This window comes from Deltaproteobacteria bacterium (assembly GCA_016223005.1).
Taxonomy (GTDB): domain Bacteria; phylum Desulfobacterota; class GWC2-55-46; order UBA9637; family GWC2-42-11; genus JACRPW01.
On the sequence record JACRPW010000044.1, the window covers coordinates 15,365 to 39,313 of the forward strand.

Below are 23,949 nucleotides of genomic sequence, written 5' to 3' on the forward strand. Positions count from 1 at the left end.
TTTTAAATAACATGGGCATTTTTTAACCTTTATTCCTTACAGCCAAAAGCATCCTCTCAATAAGTTCTGTAAAATCTATGCCTGCACACCTTGCTGCCTTTGGCAGTAAACTCAGTTCTGTTAGACCAGGGACTGTGTTAAGTTCAAGAACATAGGGGTCATTTTTTTTGTCAAGGCATACATCAACCCTTGCTGCGCCGCAGCACCCAAGGGCATTGTATGCATTAATGGCAGCCTCTTTTACCCTGCATTCAACCCCTTTCTCCAATGGTGCAGGCGCGATGTAATCTGTCATCCCTTTTGTATATTTTGACCTATAGTCATATAAACCTTTTTTGGGTTTTATCTCTACTACAGGCAAAGGTTCTCCGCTTAATATCCCTACAGTAACCTCCCTGCCCTGAATAAACCTTTCCAGGACAATCTTGTTATCAAACCTGAAGGCTTTTTTAATTGCCTTTTGCAAATCCTTTTTATCCTTTACAACAGTAAGCCCTATTGTTGAACCCTGCCTTGCAGGTTTTACTACAAGAGGAAATTTGTAATTTGTAGTTCGTAATTCGTAATTCTTAATTCCTAATTCGTAATTTCTTATAACCTGCCAATCAGGTGTTGGTATACCATGAAACCTAAAAATCTCCTTTGCTGCTGCCTTGTCAAATGCCACTCCACTTGCAAGCACACCTGACCCTGTATATGGTATCCCCATTATCTCAAGGAGCCCCTGTATTGTGCCGTCTTCTCCATATTTGCCGTGTAGGGCGATAAATGCAAGTTTAATCTTCTTTTTCTCAATTACCTTTGCTGTATCCCTGCCTGCATCCACTGCAACCACTTTATAACCTTTACCCTTAAGCGCCTTATATACAGCCATGCCTGAGCAGAGGGATACCTCCCTTTCAGATGACATCCCGCCCATCAAAACCCCTATTTTAAGTTTTTTTAAATTAGTAATTCGTAATTCGTAATTCGTAATTTTTTTACTCCTCTCCGACAATCTTTATCTCCTCCTCAAGCAATACCCCTTTTTCCTTTAATACCCTATCCTTAATAATATTTATAAGTAACAGCACATCCTTTGTCTTTGCATCCCCAAGATTTACAATATAATTTGCGTGGACATCTGATACCATTGCATCACCTATCCTTGCACCCTTTAAACCAACCTCATCTATGAGTTTGCCTGCGCAAAGCCCTTCAGGGTTTTTAAATATTGAGCCTGCATTCGGCAGGCGAACAGACTGGGTCTTTTCCCTCCTTTTAATAAATTCGTTCATTTGTTTTTCTATTATAGATACATCCCCTTTTTTAAATTTAAGATGAACCCTTGTAATTATATAATCCGGCTTAAGACTGCACGACCTGTATGAAAAATGCAGTTCATCTCTTCTTATAAATATTTTACTGCCTCTTGTATCAGTCACATCAATCCCTGCCACAAGACTGCCTACATCAGCGCCGTATGCACCTGCATTCATTGCCACTACCCCACCAATGGTTCCTGGTATTTGGACTGCAAATTCAAGCCCTGAAAGTCCCCTTTTACTACATTCATTCACAATCTTTGCAAGTTTAACCCCTGCACCTGCGACCACATAGTCATCAGCCTGCCAGTATAAATCTTTAAATCCATCTGCGAGGTTTATTACAACACCCCTTATGCCGCCATCTCGGACAACAAGGTTTGTTCCAGCGCCAAGTAAAAAAACAGGGAAATCCTTTACATATGCAAACTTAAGTATCTCCTGAAGGTCATCTTCATCCAGAGGAAACGCCATAACATCCGTAGGACCGCCTATTTTCATGGATGTCCACTCTTTCATCAGGACATCAAAGAGGATGCGTCCTTTGAAGTTGCAAGTTGCAAGCCTGCCCCTGTAAGCAGTAAACAGGGGTTGCAAGTTGCAAGTCTTATCTTTCACTCTGTTAATTACCTCCTCTCTTAAACCTTGAAACTTGCATCTTGAATCTTCTTTAAAATCTCATCCCCTATCTGCCATATATCACCTGCACCAAATGTAATAATCATATCATCAGACTTAACCATATCTGCCAGATAATTAGGCACATCCTTTTTATTAGGTATATACACAACATTTTTATGACCATACCCTTTGATTCCTTCAAACAAACCTTTACCTGTTACACCTTCAACCTTGCCCTCTCCGGCAGGGTATATATCAGTGAGTATGAGGATGTCTGCATCATTAAATGCAGAGAGAAATTCATTAAATAGGTCTTTTGTTCGTGTGTAGCGATGCGGCTGAAACACAGCGATAACCCGTTTATTCCAGCCGTCCTTTGCTGCCTTAAGGGTCGCCTTAATCTCCTCTGGATGGTGTCCATAATCATCAATAACTATAACATCATCCACTGTCCCTCTTATCTGAAACCTCCGTTCAACGCCGCTAAAATCCTTAAGCCCATTTTTAATATCATCAAAATCCAAGCCGAGTTCTATAGCAACTGCGGCTGCAGCAAGGCAGTTATATACATTGTGGAGTCCAGGGGTATGAGTTAGAACGCAGCCAATTTTATCTGCCCTGTTCCATATTTCAAAGGATGTTTCCATCCCATTAAATGAAATCCCTTTCGCATGATAGTCTGCCTGTGCAAAAAGCCCATAAGTTACATGTCTCCTCTCCACCTTTGGAATCAAAGACTGCACATTTGGATGGTCAAGACACAAGACACTTAAACCATAAAACGGCACCTTGTTTATAAATGAGAGATAGGCACCTTTGACTTCGTCCATATCTTTATAATGGTCCATGTGCTCCCTGTCTATATTTGTTACGACAGCAATTACAGGAGATAGTTTTACAAATGTCCCATCGCTTTCATCAGCCTCTGCAACAAGGAACTCCCCGCTTCCAAGTTTTGCATTGGTTGCCATACTATTAAGCCTGCCGCCTATAACAACAGTGGGATCCATGCCAGCGATACTGAGTATCGTTGCAATGATTGAGGTGGTCGTTGTCTTCCCATGCGTCCCTGCAACCAAAATCCCGTATTTCATCCGCATTAGTTCTGCAAGCATCTCTGCCCTTGGAATAACAGGCAAAAGTCTTTCATGGGCATGCCTTATCTCAGGGTTGTCCTCTTTCACTGCTGAGGAATAGACCACAACATCAGCGCCATCTATATTCTCTTTCTTATGGGATATATGCACTGCTGCACCAAGAGATGCCAGCCGCTTTGTTATAGAAGATTCTTTCGCATCTGAGCCTGTAATCTTATATCCAAGGTTTAGAAGCACCTCTGCAATCCCGCTCATGCCTATTCCGCCTATCCCAACAAAATGTATATGTTTAATCCTCCCTTTATACATGCATCCCTCTATAAATATCTTCTACAATAATACTAGCCGCATCAGGCATTCCCAATTGGTGTGCCCTTTCCTCAATCTCTTTTATCTTTACTAAATTTTCATAAAGTGAAGTCAATGCATGGGCAAGTTTTGCCCCATCCAGTTCTTCCTGTTTGAACATGACAGCAGCGCCTCTGTCTGCAAGATACCTTGCATTAACCTCCTGATGGTTGTCCGCAGCAAATGGATACGGGATAAGGATCGATGCCTTGCCAAGCGCCGTAATCTCTGCAATACTTGTTGCACCGCTCCTACAGATAATCAAGTCTGCCATTTTGTATGCATCTGCCATATCGTCAATAAAATTAAACACATTAGTTTTGAGTTTTGAGTTTATTGTATGTTTCTTTCACCCTCTCATAATCCTCTTCACCTGTCTGGTGGATGATATTTATTGAGCAATGTTTAAGATATTCCAGCGACTCAAGAAATATTGAGTTTATTGCCTTTGCACCTTGACTGCCTCCAAAAACCAGAATGGTGAATCCTTCGCCTTTCGCCTTTCGCCTTTCGCCTTTCGCCTTTAGTATTTCCTTCCTCACAGGATTTCCTGAAACTACCACCTTGCCCTTTGGAAAATATTTTTTTGCATCAGGAAATGCAACAAATACCCTGTCAACAAACCTCCCAAGGTATCTGTTCGTAATGCCCGGCAGGGTATTTTGTTCAAGGATTATTGTCATAACCTTCATAATCTTTGCAGCCGCTACAACTGGAAAGGCACTATACCCGCCTGCACCTACTACAAGGTCAGGCATATATCTTCTAATCAACTTTATAGATTTAAAAATCCCCATAAGTGCCTTTAAAATGGAAATCGCCCTATTTAATAATCCCTTTCCTTTCACACCTCCAACATCTAATGTCTCAAGATGGAAACCATATTTGTAGAGTATCTTTGCCTCCAGACCCTTCTTGCTCCCTATAAATGTAATCTCATTTCCAGAATCCCTTTCCTTAAAGATTTCTGCCAGTGCAATCGCTGGAAATAAATGTCCTCCGGTTCCGCCTCCAGTTAGTATAATTTTCAATATTAAACACTCTCCTGACTTTTTTTGTAGATATTTAAGAGTATGCCCACACCTATCATATTGATGACAAGTGATGAGCCTCCATAACTTATAAACGGCAGGACAAGCCCTTTTGTTGGCAATAGCCCTGTTACAACAGCCATATTCACAACTGCCTGAAGCGAGACAAGAAGTGTCACACCTATTGCCAGATAGGTGCCGTACAGGTCAGATGCAATTAAAGAAATCTTTATGCCTGATATAAGAAAAAGTATGTATAAAGAGATTACAATGCCAACACCAATAAGTCCAAGTTCCTCCCCAATAACAGAAAATATAAAGTCTGTATGTGCCTCAGGGAGATAAAATAGTTTCTGCTTACCCTCACCCAGACCAACCCCCCATATACCACCAACACCAAATGCAAGAAAAGACTGGATAATCTGCCAACCATCGCCATGAAAGTCCTTCCATGGATCAATAAAGACCATTATTCTGTCCACTATATAACCCTTCTTTAAGATAATGTAATATATAATAAGAACAAATATTGGCAAAAGGGCTGCTATATATCTTATCCGCACCCCTGCGATAATCATCATGGCAAGCACAATAGCGCCAAGGGACAACATACCCCCAAAATCTTTCTCAAAATATATCAGAGAGAGTATAATGCCCGGTATGATGATGTGAGGCAAGAAACCTATTTTAAAGGTTTTTATCTTTTCATTTTTTGTGGAGAGGGAATAGGCAAGGTATATAATAATTGATAATTTTGCAAGTTCAGAGGGTTGAAATGTCCAGTTGCCTATTTTAAGCCATCTTCTTGCACCACCAGCCATATAACCGATTCCCGGAATAAGAACCAATATGAGCAGAACTGTAGAGATTATGAGAAGCGGATACACAAGACCTTTATAAGTGTGATAGGAAATCCGTGTTGTTATGTAAAATATAGTAAATGCAATAACCAATGAAACCAGATGTTTGCTTACAAACAGATACTCGTTTCCATATCTCTTAATTGCCATGATATAGGTAGTTGAATATATCATTACAAAACCGGCTGCAAGAAGCAGAAGTGTTGCAATTATCAATAACTTGTCTATTTCCCGTGCCTTAATCACAGCGCCTCTACCAATTTTTTAAAGACATCCCCTCTCTCCTCATAACTCTTAAACATATCAAAACTTGAACATGCAGGGGAAAGGAGGACTATGTCTCCGCTTTTTGCTGTATTGTGTGCCTTTTTAACAGCATCTTCCATTGACAAGGCGAATACAGTCTCTGTGCAGGCACCCAGCGCCTTTTTCATCTTCTGTCTTGCCTCTCCTATAAGTATCAAGAGTTTGACCTTTTCCTTTATCAAATCTTTAAGCACACTGTAGTCGCCGCCTTTGTCCTTACCACCTGCTATTAGGACAATTGGCGCATTAAACCCCTCCAGACACTTCTGCAAGGCGCCGATATTTGTGCCTTTTGAATCATCGTAATAGGAAACACCGTTGATCTCTCTTGCAAACTCTACCCTGTGCGGCAGGGCATCAAAGGCATTTATGATTTTGATTACTTCATCATCCTTTAAACCGCACATTTTTGCTGCCGCTATTACAGCCATTATGTTTTCTATGTTATGGATACCCTTAAGTTTGAAACCGACAGTTGGATATATTTCTTTTGCGCCATCAAGAGAATAAACAATCCTGTTATCCTTATAATAAACCCCCTCTTCCAGAACATGGGTGCTGCTGAAAGGGATGATACGGATTTGAGATTTGAGATTTGAGATTTGAGATTTTATAACCGGGTCATCTATATTCACAACCGCAATATCCCCTTGCCCCTGATTTTTGAATATATTAAATTTTGCATCCGCATATTCCTTAAAATTTGCGTATCTGTCCAGATGGTCCTCGGTAATGTTCAGAAGTATAGAAATATACGGCTTAAACCGTCTTATGCCCTCCAGTTGAAAACTGCTTACCTCTGCTACCACATAATCAGACCTTTCTTTTCCCATGGCATAGTCAATCAGAGGAGTACCAATATTGCCGCCCACAAAGACATCTCTGCCTGCATCACTCAAAACCCTGCCCAGCAGTGCTGTGGTTGTAGTTTTGCCATTTGTTCCTGTAACAGCAATAATAGGGGTGTCTATAAAATTATATGCCAGTTCAATCTCGCTTATAACCTCAATACCTTTCTTTCTTGCCCCCTGTATAGGTTCTATACTTGACGGCACACCCGGGCTTAAGATTATAAGGTCTGCCTCTGTAAAAATATCTGCCGGGTGTTTACCTGCTGCAACCTTTACCCCTTCCATGTCATCTGAATAAGGCAGGTCTTCTATTGGTTTTAAGTCTGTTACAGTAACAACTGCCCCCTTTTCCTTCAGGAACCTTATGGTAGAAAGTCCTGTAGATGCAAGACCGACAACAAGGACATGCTTGCCTTTCAGGTCAAACTGATTAATGCGAGAAACGATGTAACGCGGGAAACGATGTAAGGTTTCCTGCCTTTCCTGCCTTTCCCGCCTTTCTCGCATTACTTCACCTCAGTTTAAGTGTAGATATTGCTATCAAAGAAAGTATTATTGAAATTATCCAGAATCTGACAATAATCTTGGGTTCAGCCCATCCCTTGAGTTCAAAATGGTGATGGATTGGTGCCATAAGGAGAACCCTCTTCCCGCGGATCTTATAAGAGCCAACCTGAAATATTACAGAGAGCGCCTCTACAACAAAAATCCCTCCCACCAATACCAGAAGGATTTCATGCTTTGTAATAACAGCAAGTGTTCCAATAGCGCTGCCAAGTGCAAGAGAGCCTACATCACCCATAAATACCTGAGCAGGATATGTATTGAACCAGAGGAAACCAAGACTCGCACCAACCATTGCACCTGCAAATATTGTAAGTTCACCGCTTTTTGCCACATAAAGTATCTGCAGATAGTTGGCGATTTTTATGTTTCCTGTCAGGTATGCAAGGAGCATATATGTTGCAGAAACTATCATTACAGGTCCTATAGCAAGTCCATCAAGCCCGTCTGTAAGATTCACTGCATTGGACGCACCTACTACAACAAGCATGACAAACGGTATGTAAAAGACCCCCATGTCTATCATAACCTCTTTAAAAAAAGGCACTGTTACACGGGTATCAAACCCATTAAGGTACAGAAATAGGGCAACTGCAAACGCTATTAGAAACTGTCCTAAAAGTTTGTATGGGGGCAGAAGCCCGCGGCTGTCCCTTTTCACCAATTTGATATAATCATCAATAAAACCGACTGCACCAAAGCCGAGGGTAATGAGGACAAGGAGCCAGACATAAAGATTTGTGAGGTTTGCCCACAGGAGTGTGGGTATAACAACTGCAAATATTATGAGTGTCCCCCCCATAGTGGGAGTGCCTTCTTTACTTATATGATTCGGGGGGCCGTCCTTTCTTATGACCTGACCGACTTGCATCTCAGAAAGTTTCCTTATAATGTAGGGACCCAGAATAAAACTCAGAAGCAGGGCTGTAATAACAGCATAGATTGCCCTGAATGTAATATACTGAAATACATTAAAGACCGTATGATATGTGTGTAACGGATATAGTAAATGGTAAAGCATTAGTCGCTTCGCTCCATTGTCCATCGGAAATTGTAGATTTTAAATTTTATAAACATTTTGCAATTCCCAATTCCCAATCTTCACTTTACAATGTCGTATTGTAACCTTTCAATTATCTCTTCCATGCCGACTGCCCTTGAACCTTTCACAAGCAGGATGTCTCCATTTTTCAAAATCTTTTCTAAGGCATTAACAACCTCTGATTTATTGTTAAGCGTTTGAACACATTTTTTATCCATTCCTGCCTTAATCGCGCCGTCTGCAATATCTTTTTTGAATTCACCCACAACAAATAAAAGGTCTAATCCTAATCCGCCTGCAACTTTGCCTATATATCTGTGCCTTTCTTTTGATGCATCCCCAAGTTCCAGCATATCACCCAGCACAGCGATTTTTCTGCCTTTCATCTCCGAAAGGCTTCTTAAGGATGCCTCAACAGATGCAGGATTTGCATTGTATGTGTCATCTATGACTGTAATATCATTTTCAAGTTTAATCGGCCCCATCCTTCCATACAGGGGTTTATAGTTTTTAAGCCCATCAATAATATTTTGCTTCTTTGCGCCAATGGCAAGGCTTGCCGCAATTGCAGCAGCGGCATTTGAAAGATTATGAACGCCGTATCCATTTATATTTACCTCTGTATTGTCTCCATTCACATTAAATACTGCGGACATGCCGCCGTTATTCTTTGAATATTCTTTAAGAAAAACATCGGCATTAGATTTAATGCTGAATGTAATCTTTTTTTGCTTTATAGATTCTGCTATTTTTACAATCCACGGGTCATCCATATTTATTACAACAACACCATCCTCTCTGAGCCCCGAAAATATTTCACCTTTAGCAGATGCAACACCATCAATATCTCCGAGTGTCTTCAGATGTGCTGAACCAATATTAGTCAGAAGGGCAATATCAGGCTTGCAGATACTTGTAAGTTTTGTCATCTCACCCTTTTCGCTTATACCAAGTTCTACAACTGCAATATCGTGTATGTTGTTCATCTTAAGCAGTGTAAGGGGCAGACCTATCAGGTTGTTCAGATTACCCTCTGTCTTCAGGACACAATGGGATTGCCTGAGTATTGAGGCTATCATCTCCTTTGTTGTTGTCTTGCCGCAACTGCCGCTGACTGCAATCAAGGGCACAGGGTGTCTCTCCCGCCAGTATCGTGCAAGATTGCCGAGAGCGGAAATTCCGTTAATGGCATCTATGATTTCTTTTGCTGTCAGTTCAAACATACAAACATTAGTGTCAGTGATTAGTGTCAGTGTCAGTAAAATCTTGCCTCTCACTGTCCACTGACACTGACACTATTCATTATTCATTGCCTTTCTAACTTCTTCCACATCATCAAATGGTATCTTTTTATCACCGATAATTTGATATTTTTCATGCCCTTTTCCGGCAATAACTATAAAATCCCCTGCCTCTGCAATAGTTACTGCCTTTTCAATTGCCTCTTTCCTATCAGGAATTATCATGTAGTCTTGACCCTTGACCCCTGCCTCTATCTCCTTTATAATTGCAAGCGGGTCTTCATCTCTCGGATTGTCAGATGTAATTATTGTAATATTGGAGAACCTTGCTGCAATTTCCCCCATAATGGGTCTCTTGCCTCTATCCCTGTTACCACCGCAGCCAAACACTGTGATTACCCTTGCCCCTGCCACATCCCTTATTGTTGTAAGAAGCCTTTCAAGTGCATCACCTGTATGGGCATAGTCAATAACTGCCTGAAAGCCTTTCTTTGACGAAACCCTTTCAATCCTGCCTTCCACAGTTTTAAGATTTGAGATGCCTTTTTCAATGACATCTATTTTCAAACCCAATCCGATCCCGGCACCAACCGCTGCCATTATATTTTGCAAGTTATGCTTGCCTAAAAGTTTTGATGAGATATGAATACTGCCAATAGGTGTTGATAAAGAAGCCTCAATTCCGTTATCTGTAAAATCCATTTTTTTAGGGAATATATTGCCCATTGCCTCTGCGTTAAGACTATATTCAATAGTTTTGACTTTTGACTTCGGGGCACCCACGATAGTGGGTCGTTTGACTTTTAATAATCTTCCCCATTCATCATCTATGTTAATTACTGCAAAACAATCTTCTGACTGCGGCAGAAACTCCTCAAACAGTCTTGCCTTGCTCTCAAAATAATCCTCCATAGTCTTGTGATAATCAAGGTGGTCCTGTGTAAGGTTTGTAAATACCCCTCCCTTAAAGATACAGCCGTCCACCCTCTTCTGGGAAAGGGCATGTGATGAGACCTCCATAACACAGTTGGTAACACCATTATCCGCCATATCTTTTAAGAGCCTCTGCAAATCAGGAGACTCAGGTGTTGTATGGGATGCATCCAGTATCTTCCCCCTGTATCTGTAATTTATTGTGCCTATCACACCCGATTCCAGACCCGCCTGTTTAAGTATAGATTCAATCAGAAATGTCGTTGTTGTCTTGCCATTTGTTCCGGTAACACCTACAAGATTGAGTTTTCTTGAAGGCTCTCCATAAAACCTGCATGCAAGTTTTGCCATCGCATCTCTTGAATCAGGCACAATAATCTCTGGGACTTTAACAGCACTGTCTATCCTTTCTGATACAATTGCTGCTGCACCATTTTTCACTGCATCAGGAATAAAGTTATAGCCATCTGTATTCTCCCCTTTTAGCGCTGCGAACAGGGAACCCTTTTTTACATCTCTGGAGTTATATGCAATACCCTTTATCTCTATATCCTCATTTAAGTTTTGAATTTCAAATGGTGATAAAACTTCTAATAAATCTTTTAATTTCACCCGAAAATACCTCTTTCGCCTTTCGCCGTGAAAAGCATGCTTTTCACCCTTACGCCTTTAGCCTGCCTCACTGAAATCTCACCTCACACACAACACCTGGGCTGAGATTTGCTCCAGGCATCGGGCTCTGATAAAATGCCCTGCCGCTCCCAACAACCTTTACCTCCATAGGTATTTCCCTTAAAATCTTAAGAACCTGCCTGATTGTCTTGTCTTTCAAGTCAGGCATTGCATAATTTCCTTCATCTGAGTAACTATCAAAAGCAGCACTGCTGTCTTCAAAGAACCTTTTATTAGAAGTGCTAACAAAGGAATCACTTACATATCTTTCTGCCTTTCCGTCATTTGTATAAATGCCAAGATATGGCAAGACCTGTTTTGAAATCTCTCTAAAAACAGGCGCAGCAACCTGTCCGCCGTAAAAGACCCCGCGCGGTTCATCCAAGATGATAAGGATAACTATCCCCGGATTATCTGCTGGCACAAATCCTATAAATGAACTCATATATCTGTCTTCCAGGTACCCTCCTGTTAAAAGGTTTGCCTTCTGCGCGGTTCCTGTCTTGCCTGCAACTTCAAAACCATCTACCTGCGCCTTAATACCTGACCCTCCGGTATTTGTTACTGTTTTTAAGACCTCTGTAACCTTTTTTGCCGTGTCTTCGCTTATTACGCGTCTTTGAATCTCAGGGGTAAACTCTTTTACTATCTTGCCTTCGCTATCAATAATTCTTTTGACTATGATTGGTTTCATAAGATAACCGCCATTTGCAATTGATGAAAATGCGGCGGCGAGTTGAATGCCTGTAATAGAAATCCCTTGTCCAAATGATATTGTATCAATAGAAACACCTGACCATCTTTTTGGGTGCTGGACACTGCCTGCTATTTCACCCGGCAGGTCAATATTTGCCTTTGAACCAAACCCAAAACCCTTTATATATCTATAGAATGCCTCCTTGCCCAGTTTTTCACCAATCTTTGCCGCACCTATATTGCTTGAATGTCTTATTATGTCCGTTACAGAAAGCCATCCAAATTTCCTGTCGTGTGCATCATGGATTACCCTGTCAAAAACCTTATATTCACCGTTCTCGCAAAAAAATATATCTGTTTGTTTTGCAACTCCTTCCTCAAATGCTGCTGCTATCAGAAAGGTCTTGAATGTCGAGCCTGGTTCAAACGCGTCTGAAACCAGCCTGTTTTTCCAGAGGTGCGCACGATACTGCAAGAAGGTATTTGGGTCAAAAGAAGGCAGGTCTGCCATAGCAAGAACCTCACCCGTTTTAGGGTCCATGACCATTGCCGTGCCTCCCTTTGCCCCTGTTGATGCAACAGCCTTTCCCAACTCCTTTTCTGTTATATATTGAACAGTCTTGTCAATTGTAAGGACAATATCCATACCTCTGGATATCCTTACCCTGTCCACATTATTATTCAGTGTTATGGCATCTCCGTTGGCATCTTTCTCATCAATAATGACCCTTCCGCTGCCCTGAAGATAAGCATCAAACTTAAATTCTATGCCCTCCAGGCCGTTTGAGTCAAGTCCTGTGAAACCTATGATATCACTTGCCAGCCGAAAATTCGGATAGACCCTTTTATCTTCTGTCAGGATACCTACACCCTTTATCTTCAACTCCTTCCTTTCAGAAATCTTTTGAAAATCAACCTTTCTTTTTATCCACACAAACGGCTTATCTCTATTTATCTTCTCTATTATCTCACTCTTGTTCATCGCAGTTACAGGTGCAAGCGCCTTCACAACATCACCACGGTTTTCAATATGCTGGGGCTGTACATAAATAGAAGCAGCATCCATAGAAACAGCCATATCTTTCATGTTTCTGTCATATATCGTGCCGCGCCTCGGTAAAAGTGTTTCCTCTTTCAATCGCTGTTTTAATGCAATCGCCTTAAATTTTGGACTGTCGACAACCTGAAATTGAAATGCCCGTATAAAAACAATAGAAAATGCCACAAAAAAAAGGAGCATCGCTATAAATATTCTGAACTTGAGCCATGTCTTAAACCTGTTCATTGTTGGGTTTGTTCTTTTATCCTTATAATCTGTTCCTGCGATGGATATACTAATCCCAATTCTGTCCTTGCTATCCTGTCTATCCTGTCAGGTGATTTCAGGGAAGTAATCTCTATATTCAATAACCCCTTTTCCTTCAGAAGATTTTTTCGTTCCAGTTCCACCCTTGATATCTCGTAACCAAGATTTATAGTCAAAAGCCTGCTCCACACATAAAAAAGTGTAACCATTGCAATAACTGTTATTACGATGATTGCAGAAAATAAAAACCATGGGCTGTTAACATCCCTCTTATCTTTAACCCTTTGGCGTCCAAGGACACCGGTAAAAGAATTTTTTTTTAATATCGCCTGCATCTTCTTGACCCTTGACCCTATATCCTCTCCGCCGCCCTCATCTTTGCACTCCGCGCACGGGGATTATTTTTTATTTCAGTTTCAGATGGTATTACAGGTTTTTTTGTAATAACCTTCACTAGCGGCACCCTTTCACAAATACACATGGGCAGGTCAGGGGGACAGATGCACACCTTTTCCAGAGACCTGAATCTTTCTTTTACTATCCTGTCTTCCAAAGAATGATATGAAATAACAACGAATCTGCCTTCATGGGCAAGAAGGGATACACCTTCATCTATCGCTCTTTTAAGATTTTCAAGTTCATTATTCACCTTAATTCTGATTGCCTGAAATGTCTTTGTGGCAGGATGTATGCTGGTGGGATGGTATCTTACAGGTATTGCCGAGTATACAATATCTGCAAGTTCTTTTGTGGTTGTTATCTTACAAACCCTCCTCTTTTCCACAATCTTCTTTGCTATCCTTCTTGCCCACCTCTCTTCCCCATACTGATAAATAACATCACCTAAGTCTTGTTCAGAAAGACCATTAACCAGATCACAGGCTGAAGTGCCTTTTGTCCTGTCCATCCTCATATCAAGATACCCTTCATGCCTGAAACTAAAGCCCCTTTCAGGTTTTTCAAAATGGTAAGAAGACACACCAAGGTCAAGGAGTATCCCATTAACTTCTATTACATGATGTTCTTCAAGTATAGACTTTATATCTGCAAAGTTTCCCCTTATTATAGTTACCCTTGAAATGTCTTCTATTAACCTTTTTTCTGCAGCCAAGACCGCATCTTCATCCCAATCAATGCCTATGACCTTTCCATCAGGTTTTATTGCATTAAGTATGTTTAGTGTATGTCCACCTCCCCCTAATGTTCCGTCAACATATGTATTACCCGGGCTGCAATTTAAAAATCTTACAACCTCCCCTGACAATACTGATGTGTGTTCAAAATCCACTCCTAAAGCCCCAAACTCGCAAGGGCATCGCGGACATCATGGGCATCAAAGTTCTCCTGAGATTTTACTATTACAGATTCCCACCGTGTCTTACTCCATATCTCAATCCTTTTAAGCATCCCCACAAACACAATATCCTTTTCCAGTTTTGCATAATCCCGCAGTACCTGTGGAATGAGCAGACGACCAAGTTTATCAATACAGCACTCTGCAGCCCCTGAATAAAAGAACCTTAAAAACTGGGCAGGTTCCTTTTTCAGCATTGATAAGTTTGATGCCTTTTGTTCAATAATCTCCCATTCAGAAAATGGATAGGCAACAAGACAGCCGTCATAGTTAGTGACTATAAGCCTTTCCTCATATTTATCCTTTAATATTTCACGGAATTTTGAAGGAACGCTAACCCTTCCTTTTGCATCTATGGTGTGTTCAAATCTGCCTCTGAACATGGTGGTTACAAGATTTACCTTTCTTGAATTTATTCTACCCCTGTCCCCCACCCAAATAAAAACTTATCCACTTTATACCACTTTATCCCACTGTGGCTAAACTATATGCCTCTTGGCAATTCTTGTCAAGTAAATTTTTAAGCAAATTTTAAGAGTTTTTTTATAATATTTTAGGACTTGAATAAATCCTTAAGAGTGCTATTATAAATGGGCAATATGGTTATTGTTATAGACATAGGCAATACAAATATCGTAATCGGTGTTTATGATAAAGGTGAATTAGTCCATCACTGGCGGATAGGAACAAAAAAGGCACGTACCGCGGATGAATACGGCATTATGATGATGGACCTGTTAAATTTTGCAAGGATAAAGACTGCGGATATAAAAGGCGCTATAATCTCCTGTGTTGTCCCGCCGCTAACTGATACATTCTCTGATATGTCAGAAAGATATTTTGGAATCAAACCCTTGATAGTTGGACCAGGCATAAAAACAGGCATACCGATTTTGACTGATAATCCAAAAGAGGTTGGTGCTGACAGGATTGTAAATGCTGTGGCTGCATACGACAAATACCACTCTGCAGTGATTGTTGTTGATTTTGGCACAGCAACCACATTTGACTACATATCGCCAAAGGGTGAATATATGGGCGGGGCAATTGCCCCTGGCATAGGCATATCAACTGATGCGCTCTCTCAAAGGGCTTCAAAACTACCAAGGATTGAGATTGCAAAGCCAAAGAGATTGGTTGGCAAAAATACAATAGACAGTATGCAGGCAGGCATTTTCTATGGTTATGCAGGGCTTGTAGATGGAATTGCAAAAAGGATGTCCGATGAGGTTGGAACAAAGCCAATGCTCGTTGCAACAGGGGGCTTTGCAAAACTTATCACCTCTGAAAGTAAAATCATAAGAGATATAGATGAGTTCCTTACATTAAAGGGCTTACTCATTATTTATGAAAGGAATTTATAATAGACAAGGAGATACTATGGAAATCCCCATTGATAAAAAAAGAAATATTACTGTCATTGGCCACAGCGGGGCAGGCAAGACCACTTTGATGGAATCTATGCTGTTTGATACAAAATCCACTGATAAAATCGGCAGGGTAGATAATGGCTCTTCTGTTTTGGATTTTGAGCCAGAAGAGATTAAGAGAAAAATCACAATATCCGCAAAGGTGCATTGCTACGAGTGGGATAAGTGTTTAGTAAATATTATAGATTCGCCCGGATATTCGGATTTTATCCATGATACCAGAGATTGTCTTATGGTCGCAGGCGGAGCAGTCGTTATCCTGTCTGCCATATCCGGGGTAAAGGTTGCCACAGAAGAGGTATGGAAATTTGCAGACGAATACGCAGTTTCAAGGATTGCCTTTGTAAACAAGATGGATAAGGAATATGCAAATTTTTTAAGGGCTGTAGATGATATGGAAAAGGTATTAAATGTCAAAGGTGTCCCTGTGCAGATTCCGATTGGCATCGCCGAGGATTTTAAAGGTGTGGTTGACCTTATGCACATGAAGGCACTTATTTACAAGGATGACCTCTCTGGCACTTACGAAACAAAGGATATCCCTCAGGAACTTATGGAAGATGCAGGGAAGATGCGTGAGCATATGATTGAACTGATTGCTGAAATAGATGATGCGCTTACTGAAAAGTATCTAAATGGTGAGAAGTTAACAATAGATGAACTCACAATGGGGTTAAAAGAAGGCACCCTCGCAAGGAGATTTGTGCCTGTGGTATGCGGTTCTGCATTCAAGAATATAGGCATACAGTCTTTAATGGACATGATAAATATGTGCCTGCCATCACCCATGGAAAAGGGGATTGTGCGGGGTGTAATAAAAGGTAAAAATCCTGTAACAGGTGAAGAGGTTGAAAGGCATCCGTCTCTTGATGAGCCTTTTTCTGCATTTGTATTCAAAACTACGGTTGACCCATATACAGGAAGATTAAATATCTTCCGCATACATTCAGGCAGGATAAAATCAGATTCTACGGTCTTAAATTCTTCTAATGGTGTAAAGGAAAAGATAAGTCACCTCTATCGTGTTCAGGGGAAAAAACTGAAAGAGATAGGGACAGCAGGTGCAGGTGATATTGTTGCTGTTGCAAAGTTTAAGGATACTGGCACAGGCGACACCCTTTGTGATGAGCATCACCCTGTCATTTTTCCAACAATACCACCTGTTAATGCCGTGCTTTCGTATGCAATCACTCCAAAGACAAAATCTGATGAAGATAAACTGCACCCTGCCATATTAAAACTTATGGACGAAGACCCGACAATAAAATTCTCAAGAGAAGATGAGACAAAGGAGTTTATACTATCGGGTGTGGGGCAGGTTCATCTTGAGGTGTCTATTGACAAGATGAAAAGGAAATACGGGGTTGATGTTGAATTAAATATCCCGCGGGTGCCTTACAAAGAGACAATCCGCTCATCTGTAAAAATACAGGGTAGATATAAAAAACAATCAGGCGGCAGGGGGCAATACGGCGACTGCTGGTTGGAATTAAAGCCGATGCCAAGAGGCGCAGGATTTGAATTTATTGACAATATCGTAGGCGGTGTTATTCCAAGACAGTATATCCCTGCTGTTGAAAAGGGCGTTGTTGAGGCAATGCACAGCGGCATACTTGCAGGCTATCCTGCTGTTGATGTTCAGGTTACTTTGTATGATGGCTCATACCACTCTGTTGACTCCTCTGAGATGGCATTTAAAATCGCAGGCTCAATGGCTTTTAAAAAGGCTATGGAGATGGCTCATCCTGTCCTTCTTGAACCCGTAATGAGAGTGGAAATAAATGTGCCTGATGAAAGTATGGGTGATGTTATAGGAGACATAAACTCAAGACGGGGTAAGATACAAGGTGTTGAACCAAAGGCAAACAGCCAGACAATAAAGGCAGTTGTGCCAATGGCAGAGGTTCTGAAATATACATCAGATTTAAGAGGCATGACAGGTGACAGGGGCATGTTTACAATGGAGTTTTCGCATTATGAAGATGTGCCGACACACCTTTCACAGAAGATAATAATTGCTGCAAAGGCAGGGAAAGAGAAGGAATAGATACAATCTATACTCTATCAGGGTTCGCGATACACTTACTATCTTTACATATCGGCTTCCCAGAGTTACTGATTTAGGTGTTGGTGCTGGTTTCTGAACAGGTGGTTGAACTACTTTTGGTGGCGGTGGTGGTGCCGGTGGTTGTATTTTCTTTTGCTCAAGTGCTTTTTGCATCTGTATCAACTGTGCCTCTGCATTTTTCAGGACACTTTGCATTTCTTGTATTTGCTGCGGAGTCGCTTGAGCACCCTGTAAATTCTTGTTAGGCACTGAAAATATTACAACTACAAATACAATTAAAAAATTTGCAAATAACCTTTTCATAATCTAACCCTCCTGTTTTTAACAGGGTGTTGAAAAAATCTTCTCCAACGGAAAAAGTGTCATGCCCGCGAAAGCGGGCATCCAGTAACATATTGAAAAAACTGCACGTCAAAGGGGGTCAAATCTTTTCCTTTCTATGCAGGAAAAGGGGACAGATTTATTTAATTGACAGGAAAAGGGGAGACAGGAAAATCTTTTCCTTTCTATGGGGTATCCTCCTTTTATGTGTTCTTTTGGCTATGGGAAGGATACCCCTTTCTTATCTCTAACACAAACTATGATACATTACCGCTACTTTTAAAGTTTGGTATGTTTAACAATTCTGTGATAGTATTTAGCTGCGTCGGATTTCACCTCCCGGTATGTATTGTTGTCAGCAAAACTATACCAGATACGGCTGAAATCCGATGCACTTTTTTATCTCATTGATATTGCACGGCTTTTAGTCATATGTTACACTAATACCAACTTTTTTATGAAAGAACCAACAATTTTCTCATATGAACTTGAACTTAATAATGAATTGATTAGAAAGAGCGCCTAACAATCAAATCCATGAGACGGTGCGCTAGCCCGCCTGTGATTTAAGCCGTTATTATGATAAATTATGAACGAAATAGGGGAAGTGTCCCTGTATTTTCTGTATTTTGTAATATGGGTAACTTACTTACAATAAAAAACTTAAAAAAGCACTTCCATGTGAGCAGGGGGATATTTGATAGACACGGCAGCACAGTGTATGCTGTTGACGGTGTGGGTCTATCTGTAAAAAAGGGCGAGACCTTTGGTCTTGTCGGAGAATCAGGGTGCGGCAAATCAACACTTGCAAGGGTTGTGATGCGGCTTATAGAACCAACAGGTGGGAGTATCATCTTCGATGGTCGTGATATATCATCTCTATCGCAAAGAGAGATGATTCCGATTAGAAGAAAGGTGCAGATGATATTTCAAGACCCTTATGCATCTTTAAACCCGAGGATGACAGTTGGGGATATTATTGGAGAGGCACTTATAATACACAAACTTGCAGAAAGTAATGTTCAGAAGAATAATATTGTTGCAAAACTTATGGATGTGGTTGGTCTTCCAAAGGATTCTATAAACCGCTACCCGCATGAATTCAGCGGAGGTCAGAGACAGAGAGTCGGCATAGCAAGGGCGCTTGCAGTAAAACCTGATTTAATCATTGCAGATGAACCTATATCTGCCCTTGATGTATCTATTCAGGCACAGATTCTAAACTTGTTACAGGATTTGCAGAAGGAATTTAATCTCACATACCTTTTTATAGCCCATGATTTAAGGGTTGTGGAGTATATAAGCGACAGGATTGCGGTTATGTATCTTGGAAAGATCGTTGAACTCGGAAATGCCAGCGATGTTTATAATCACCCTGTCCATCCATATACTGAGTCGCTTTTGTCTTCTATACCAATACTGGGGACAGATTTGAAATCTGTCCCCACTGTCCACAAAAAAAAGAAGAGGATAATACTTAAAGGTGACATACCAAGCCCTATGAACCCGCCTTCAGGCTGTGCATTTCACACAAGGTGTATATATGCACAGGAAAGGTGCAAGATAGAAGCACCGCTGCTGACAGAAAGGGATGGAAGGGTTGCGTCATGCCACTTCCCGTTATAAGAGGAGGAAAGATGAAAAAGATTATGGTTACAGGATGTGCAGGGTTTATAGGCTGCATGGTTGCGAGAAAACTACTTGATGAAGACATTCATGTAATAGGCATTGACAATCTAAATAACTATTATGATGTAACCTTGAAAACCCATCGTCTTGATGGGTTAAAGAGGTATAAAAACTTTACATTCAATCCTCTTGATATAGAAAACCTGAAAGCTATGGAGGATATATTCAGGCACAATAATCTTCTGGCTGTTATAAATCTTGCTGCAAGGGCAGGTGTCAGATACAGCATGGAAAATCCGCATGTCTATATGACTACCAATGCCAATGGCACATTAAATCTCCTTGAACTTATGAAAAAATATGGTATAAAAAAGATGGTCCTTGCCTCTACATCATCTCTGTATGCAGGACAGAAAATCCCATTTTCAGAAGACCTGCCTGTTAATACCCCTATTTCACCTTATGCAGCATCAAAAAAGGCGGCAGAGGTAATGGCATATACATACCATTACCTTTATGGGCTGGACATATCAGTGGTGCGGTATTTTACTGTGTATGGACCTGCAGGCAGACCTGACATGAGTATATTCAGATTCATAAAATGGATAGACGAAGGGGTGCCTTTAGAACTGTTTGGCGATGGTTCACAAAGCAGAGACTTTACCTATATAGATGATATAGCGAATGGGACAATAAAGGGGCTTAAAAGTCTTGGATATGAAATAATAAATCTGGGCGGCGGAAAAGAGCCGACATCACTCAATTATGTAATAGATAGACTTGAAGGATACTTAGGCAAAAAGGCTAAAATAGATTACAAACCATTTCATAAGGCTGATATGACAAAGACCGAAGCAGATATAACAAAGGCAAAGAAACTCATTGACTGGGAACCTCAGACTGACTTAGATGAAGGGTTAAAAAAGACAGTTGACTGGTATATTGAAAACAGTGATTGGCTAAAAGAAATAAAAATTTAACTGCAAGGAGTGTGCAATAGATAACGAGAATATTAATTGGTATGCTGTTCATGTCAGGTCAAGACATGAGTTTAAGGTATTTGAGCATCTGACGAGGTCAGGGATAGATACATTTCTTCCTGTAGTGGAAAGGCTTTCCAGATGGAAGGACAGGAAGAAGTTAATAGATTTCCCGCTTTTCCCGGGTTATATGTTTGTGCATATCCAAAAGGTTTATGATACCATGCTCTCTGTTCTCAAAACACCGGGTGTTGTAAGGATGCTTGGGCTTTCTGCATCTGAGCCATATCCTGTGCCTGAAGAACAAATCATATCTTTAAAAAAACTTATTGCATGCAAGCAAGACATTGACCCTTACCCGTATCTCAAGGAAGGGAAGATGATTAGAATAAAAAGCGGGCCTTTTAAAGGCATTGAAGGAATACTTGCAAAAAAGCATGACAAACACATGCTTGTAATTTCTATTGATGTCTTACAGCGGGGTGTTGCGGTAAGAATAGCAGCATCTGATGTGGAGATGATTTAAAGGCGGGAAAGGCTGGAAAAAAGGGGGACTCAAAATGGAATTGGTTCAGATGATTAAGTCAAAGAGTGCCAGAATTGGCATAATTGGTCTTGGGTATGTTGGACTTCCGCTTGTTATTGAATTCTGTAAGGCAGGATTCAAGGTTACAGGCTTTGATGTGGATAATGAAAAGGTAGAACTGTTAAAACAGGGCAAGAGTTATATAAAACATATTGACTCAAAACTCATAACTCAAAACTCAAAACTCTTCATTCCAACAACCGATTTTAGTCAGTTGTCAACTATGGACTGCATCATTATATGCGTTCCCACACCGCTGAATAAATACCGCGAACCTGATATGTCATATGTTTTTAATACAACTAAGACCATTGCGAAGTATCTAAAAAGAGGTCAGATTATAATTCTGGAATCAACTACATATCCAGGCACAACAGATGAAGATGTAAAAGAAATACTTGAGGAATCAGGGTTAAAGGCAGGAGAGGACTTTTATCTTGCATTTTCTCCTGAGAGAGAAGACCCGAACAACAGGGATTTTTCCACAAGCACAATTCCTAAGGTTGTTGGCGGTTTCACCCCAAAATGTCTTGAGATAGCCCGAACACTTTATGACAATATAGTTGTTAAGACAGTCCCTGTTTCATCTACAAGAACTGCTGAGGCGACTAAACTCCTTGAAAATATCTATCGCGCAGTAAACATTGCCCTTGTGAATGAACTCAAAATGCTATTTGACAGGATGGGGATTGATGTATGGGAGGTAATAGAGGCATCAAAGACAAAGCCTTTTGGCTTTCAGGCATTCTATCCGGGACCAGGACTCGGTGGGCACTGCATTCCGGTTGACCCCTTCTATCTTACATGGAAGGCGCGGGAATATGACTTTTCAACAAGGTTTATTGAACTTGCAGGCGAGATAAATACGAATATGCCCTATTATGTTGTTCAAAGGACTATAGAGGCATTGAACGAAAGAGGTAAGAGTATAAATGGTGCAAAGGTTTTGATATTAGGGCTTGCATATAAAAAAGATGTGGATGACCCAAGAGAATCCCCGTCTTTCAGACTTATAGAGTTGTTGGAGGGAAAAGGTGCAATTGTTGATTATAATGACCCCTACATACCAAAGGCGCCAAAGATGAGAAGGCATAAGATTAATAAGGAATCTGTCCTATTAACAAAGGAAAATCTGGCGGGATATGACTGTATTGTTATAGCGACTGACCATTCAAGTTATGATGCAGAGTTTATAGTGAATAATTCAAATCTTATAATTGATACCAGAAATCTTGTCGGCAAAAAAGGCATAAAGGATAGGAGGGTGGTAAAGGCATGATAGTAAGTGAAAAGATATTCAGGGAATACGATATACGCGGAGAGGTAGGGAAAGATATTGATAGAGATATTGCTATCTCCATTGGTAAGGCATTTGCCTCTTTTGTCAGAGTGAAAATCCCTGATGCGAGGTGTGTAAGTGTTGGAAGGGATGTGAGGATAAGTTCAGATGATTTAGCATCAGGGGTAATGGAGGGGATAGCCTCTTCGGGTCTTGATGTATATGATGTCGGGGTTTGTCCAACACCGCTTCAATACTTTTCTCTGTTTCACCTAAATCTTGATGGCGGCATAATGGTTACAGGCAGCCATAATCCGCCTGAATATAATGGCTTTAAGATAAGTATCGGCAAAGACACTATTCACGGTGAGGATATACAAAGGATAAAAGAGGAGATACTAAAAGGAGAGTCAGTGATTTCCGGAAAGATAGGAGATATTAAAAGATATAACATAACTACAGCATATAAGGACTATATGCTGAAAGAGTTTTTATATCTTAATGATTCAAGGTTTAAAAGGTTAAAGATAGTTGTAGATGCTGGTAACGGCACAGGAGGTATTGTTGCCCCTGAAATCTTAAGTGCGATAGGCTGTGAAGTGACACCGCTTTATTGCGAGCCTGATGGAAATTTTCCAAATCATCACCCAGACCCTACAGTAGTTGAATACATACAGGATTTGATTGGCAAGACTAAAGAGTTGGGTGCAGATATGGGGGTTGGATATGATGGTGATGCTGACAGAATTGGAATAGTAAATAGAGATGGTGGTATTGTATGGGGCGACCAATTGATGATAATCTTAAGCCGTGAGATATTAAAACAGAGAAAAGGTGCAAAGATAATTGCTGATGTTAAATGTTCTCAAATTCTGTTTGATGATGTGAAAAACCACGGCGGCATACCGATTATGTGGAAGACAGGGCATTCACTTATAAAGCAAAAGATGCGGGATGAAGGGGCGGTTGTTGCAGGGGAATTCAGCGGACATATATTTATCAAGGACAGATATTTTGGATATGATGATGCAATCTATACTACCTTAAGACTTGTAGAAATCATGAAGAATACAGGCAGTGATATAAAGAAACTTCTTTCTGATATTCCAAATATGTATTATACACCCGAGATAAGGATTGATTGTCCTGATGAAATAAAAAAAGATGTGGTTAAACAGATTGTATCCAGATTTATAGGATATAAAAAAAATGGCGGATGTGAATATAATATTAAGGATGTGAATACAATAGACGGCGTCAGGATTACATTTGAAAACGGGTGGGGGCTTTTAAGGACAAGCAACACACAGCCGGTAGTGGTTATGCGGGTTGAGGCAGAAGACAAGGAGAGTTTAAACAGTTACAGGCTGTTTCTTGAGAATGAACTTAAAAATGCACCTGTCTGCCGACAGGCAGGGAGGACAGTGTAA

At 40.6% G+C, this 23,949-nt stretch carries 22 protein-coding genes; 7 read left to right on the plus strand and 15 right to left on the minus strand.

Translation table 11 applies throughout. The annotated features are described in order from the left end of the window. Window positions 1-22: 22 nt before the first annotated feature. The 14 genes from HZC45_05200 to mraZ all read right to left on the minus strand — a co-directional run bounded on the left by HZC45_05200 (window position 23) and on the right by mraZ (window position 14,660). Entirely contained in the window at window positions 23-919 is an 897-nt protein-coding gene (locus HZC45_05200) for a D-alanine--D-alanine ligase (GenBank protein ID MBI5682546.1), read from the minus strand. Window positions 920-980: 61 nt separating this feature from the next. Then, a complete protein-coding gene (murB, locus tag HZC45_05205; protein ID MBI5682547.1) occupies window positions 981-1,922 on the minus strand; it encodes a UDP-N-acetylmuramate dehydrogenase in 942 nt (313 codons plus the stop codon). 20 nt (window positions 1,923-1,942) lie between these two features. Further along, window positions 1,943-3,331, minus strand: coding sequence for a UDP-N-acetylmuramate--L-alanine ligase (locus tag HZC45_05210; GenBank protein MBI5682548.1), 1,389 nt, complete (start codon window positions 3,329-3,331; stop codon window positions 1,943-1,945). Next, on the minus strand, window positions 3,324-3,683 hold the full coding sequence (locus HZC45_05215; protein MBI5682549.1) for a hypothetical protein: 360 nt from the start codon (window positions 3,681-3,683) through the stop codon (window positions 3,324-3,326). The genes HZC45_05210 and HZC45_05215 overlap by 8 nt, the downstream gene beginning before the upstream one ends. A 1-nt stretch (window position 3,684) precedes the next feature. Continuing rightward, window positions 3,685-4,401 carry a UDP-N-acetylglucosamine--N-acetylmuramyl-(pentapeptide) pyrophosphoryl-undecaprenol N-acetylglucosamine transferase gene (locus HZC45_05220; protein MBI5682550.1) on the minus strand — a complete coding sequence of 239 codons (717 nt, stop codon included), beginning with the start codon at window positions 4,399-4,401 and terminating at the stop codon, window positions 3,685-3,687. Window positions 4,402-4,403: 2 nt separating this feature from the next. Next, the gene (gene ftsW / locus HZC45_05225) at window positions 4,404-5,507 is read right to left on the minus strand and encodes a putative lipid II flippase FtsW (GenBank protein ID MBI5682551.1); all 1,104 of its coding nucleotides are present in this window, start codon (window positions 5,505-5,507) and stop codon (window positions 4,404-4,406) included. Continuing rightward, entirely contained in the window at window positions 5,504-6,925 is a 1,422-nt protein-coding gene (locus HZC45_05230) for a UDP-N-acetylmuramoyl-L-alanine--D-glutamate ligase (protein ID MBI5682552.1), read from the minus strand. The genes ftsW and HZC45_05230 overlap by 4 nt, the downstream gene beginning before the upstream one ends. A 4-nt stretch (window positions 6,926-6,929) precedes the next feature. Then, entirely contained in the window at window positions 6,930-8,003 is a 1,074-nt protein-coding gene (locus tag HZC45_05235; protein MBI5682553.1) for a phospho-N-acetylmuramoyl-pentapeptide-transferase, read from the minus strand. Window positions 8,004-8,083: 80 nt separating this feature from the next. After that, entirely contained in the window at window positions 8,084-9,301 is a 1,218-nt protein-coding gene (murF, locus tag HZC45_05240; protein MBI5682554.1) for a UDP-N-acetylmuramoyl-tripeptide--D-alanyl-D-alanine ligase, read from the minus strand. Window positions 9,302-9,319: 18 nt separating this feature from the next. Continuing rightward, window positions 9,320-10,810, minus strand: coding sequence for a UDP-N-acetylmuramoyl-L-alanyl-D-glutamate--2,6-diaminopimelate ligase (locus HZC45_05245; protein MBI5682555.1), 1,491 nt, complete (start codon window positions 10,808-10,810; stop codon window positions 9,320-9,322). A 67-nt stretch (window positions 10,811-10,877) separates the two neighbouring features. After that, a complete protein-coding gene (locus tag HZC45_05250) occupies window positions 10,878-12,851 on the minus strand; it encodes a PASTA domain-containing protein (protein MBI5682556.1) in 1,974 nt (657 codons plus the stop codon). After that, the gene (ftsL, locus tag HZC45_05255; protein MBI5682557.1) at window positions 12,848-13,207 is read right to left on the minus strand and encodes a cell division protein FtsL; all 360 of its coding nucleotides are present in this window, start codon (window positions 13,205-13,207) and stop codon (window positions 12,848-12,850) included. Before ftsL ends, HZC45_05250 begins: the two co-directional genes overlap by 4 nt. A 17-nt stretch (window positions 13,208-13,224) precedes the next feature. After that, window positions 13,225-14,160, minus strand: a complete 936-nt coding sequence (rsmH, locus tag HZC45_05260) for a 16S rRNA (cytosine(1402)-N(4))-methyltransferase RsmH (GenBank protein ID MBI5682558.1) — start codon at window positions 14,158-14,160, stop codon at window positions 13,225-13,227. Between the two features lie 2 nt (window positions 14,161-14,162). Beyond that, window positions 14,163-14,660 carry a division/cell wall cluster transcriptional repressor MraZ gene (gene mraZ / locus HZC45_05265; GenBank protein MBI5682559.1) on the minus strand — a complete coding sequence of 166 codons (498 nt, stop codon included), beginning with the start codon at window positions 14,658-14,660 and terminating at the stop codon, window positions 14,163-14,165. Window positions 14,661-14,825: 165 nt separating this feature from the next. On the opposite strand from mraZ, the gene HZC45_05270 reads away from it, so the two are divergent. Next, the gene (locus HZC45_05270; protein MBI5682560.1) at window positions 14,826-15,590 is read left to right on the plus strand and encodes a type III pantothenate kinase; all 765 of its coding nucleotides are present in this window, start codon (window positions 14,826-14,828) and stop codon (window positions 15,588-15,590) included. Between the two features lie 16 nt (window positions 15,591-15,606). Then, a complete protein-coding gene (gene fusA, locus HZC45_05275; GenBank protein MBI5682561.1) occupies window positions 15,607-17,703 on the plus strand; it encodes an elongation factor G in 2,097 nt (698 codons plus the stop codon). Here fusA and HZC45_05280 read toward each other — a convergent pair. Then, window positions 17,656-18,027 carry a hypothetical protein gene (locus tag HZC45_05280; protein ID MBI5682562.1) on the minus strand — a complete coding sequence of 124 codons (372 nt, stop codon included), beginning with the start codon at window positions 18,025-18,027 and terminating at the stop codon, window positions 17,656-17,658. The genes fusA and HZC45_05280 overlap by 48 nt on opposite strands. Window positions 18,028-18,681: 654 nt before the next feature. Here HZC45_05280 and HZC45_05285 point away from each other — a divergent pair. Genes HZC45_05285 through HZC45_05305 form a run of 5 tightly spaced genes read left to right on the plus strand, consistent with a single transcriptional unit; the run spans window position 18,682 to window position 23,949 of the window. Continuing rightward, window positions 18,682-19,671, plus strand: coding sequence for a dipeptide ABC transporter ATP-binding protein (locus tag HZC45_05285; protein ID MBI5682563.1), 990 nt, complete (start codon window positions 18,682-18,684; stop codon window positions 19,669-19,671). An 11-nt stretch (window positions 19,672-19,682) separates the two neighbouring features. Further along, the gene (locus HZC45_05290; GenBank protein MBI5682564.1) at window positions 19,683-20,654 is read left to right on the plus strand and encodes a GDP-mannose 4,6-dehydratase; all 972 of its coding nucleotides are present in this window, start codon (window positions 19,683-19,685) and stop codon (window positions 20,652-20,654) included. Window positions 20,655-20,670: 16 nt separating this feature from the next. Then, entirely contained in the window at window positions 20,671-21,180 is a 510-nt protein-coding gene (locus HZC45_05295) for a UpxY family transcription antiterminator (GenBank protein ID MBI5682565.1), read from the plus strand. 34 nt (window positions 21,181-21,214) lie between these two features. Beyond that, a complete protein-coding gene (locus HZC45_05300) occupies window positions 21,215-22,519 on the plus strand; it encodes a nucleotide sugar dehydrogenase (protein ID MBI5682566.1) in 1,305 nt (434 codons plus the stop codon). Next, on the plus strand, window positions 22,516-23,949 hold the full coding sequence (locus HZC45_05305; GenBank protein ID MBI5682567.1) for a phosphomannomutase/phosphoglucomutase: 1,434 nt from the start codon (window positions 22,516-22,518) through the stop codon (window positions 23,947-23,949). Before HZC45_05300 ends, HZC45_05305 begins: the two co-directional genes overlap by 4 nt.

Bases quoted from the DNA above. Each gene is read 5' to 3' on its own strand.
- HZC45_05200 (MBI5682546.1), bottom strand. From the start codon at position 919: ATGGGCGGGATGTCATCTGAAAGGGAGGTATCCCTCTGCTCAGGCATG.
- HZC45_05210 (MBI5682548.1), bottom strand. From the start codon at position 3,331: ATGTATAAAGGGAGGATTAAACATATACATTTTGTTGGGATAGGCGGA.
- HZC45_05230 (MBI5682552.1), bottom strand. From the start codon at position 6,925: ATGCGAGAAAGGCGGGAAAGGCAGGAAAGGCAGGAAACCTTACATCGT.
- HZC45_05235 (MBI5682553.1), bottom strand. From the start codon at position 8,003: ATGCTTTACCATTTACTATATCCGTTACACACATATCATACGGTCTTT.
- HZC45_05250 (MBI5682556.1), bottom strand. From the start codon at position 12,851: ATGAACAGGTTTAAGACATGGCTCAAGTTCAGAATATTTATAGCGATG.
- ftsL (MBI5682557.1), bottom strand. From the start codon at position 13,207: ATGCAGGCGATATTAAAAAAAAATTCTTTTACCGGTGTCCTTGGACGC.
- HZC45_05270 (MBI5682560.1), top strand. From the start codon at position 14,826: ATGGTTATTGTTATAGACATAGGCAATACAAATATCGTAATCGGTGTT.
- fusA (MBI5682561.1), top strand. From the start codon at position 15,607: ATGGAAATCCCCATTGATAAAAAAAGAAATATTACTGTCATTGGCCAC.
- HZC45_05280 (MBI5682562.1), bottom strand. From the start codon at position 18,027: ATGAAAAGGTTATTTGCAAATTTTTTAATTGTATTTGTAGTTGTAATA.
- HZC45_05285 (MBI5682563.1), top strand. From the start codon at position 18,682: ATGGGTAACTTACTTACAATAAAAAACTTAAAAAAGCACTTCCATGTG.
- HZC45_05290 (MBI5682564.1), top strand. From the start codon at position 19,683: ATGAAAAAGATTATGGTTACAGGATGTGCAGGGTTTATAGGCTGCATG.
- HZC45_05300 (MBI5682566.1), top strand. From the start codon at position 21,215: ATGGAATTGGTTCAGATGATTAAGTCAAAGAGTGCCAGAATTGGCATA.
- HZC45_05305 (MBI5682567.1), top strand. From the start codon at position 22,516: ATGATAGTAAGTGAAAAGATATTCAGGGAATACGATATACGCGGAGAG.